Below are 255 nucleotides of genomic sequence, written 5' to 3'. Positions count from 1 at the left end.
CCAATTGATTCACACAGCGAATAAAACAAACGTTCGTGAGTGCGTTTCGACGCCGCGGCGTACGCGACCTTATTGCGATGATCAAACACAATGGACCCTGTACCTTCTAAAAATTCGTGCTGGTTGGCCGCATCACGCAGGTCGACTATGTGAGAATAATCATATTCTTCTGTTAAATAATCCATGATGTCTTGGCGGTATTCTTGACGGCGATTGGGGGCGTACATTGGGTATTTCACCAAGGTGCCGTGATGA

At 47.1% G+C, this 255-nt stretch carries 1 protein-coding gene; it reads right to left on the bottom strand.

Annotated features, from left to right (window positions below):
* On the bottom strand, positions 1-255 hold a 255-nt coding region (locus AAEZ02_RS22975; protein WP_351125447.1), incomplete at both ends, for an arginine deiminase-related protein.

Origin of the sequence: Shewanella sp. T24-MNA-CIBAN-0130 (assembly GCF_040310185.1) — a bacterium.
Lineage (GTDB): Bacteria > Pseudomonadota > Gammaproteobacteria > Enterobacterales > Shewanellaceae > Shewanella > Shewanella psychromarinicola.
Note: the sequence above shows the minus strand (reverse complement) of the source record. Positions and strands in the feature narration are given on the sequence as shown.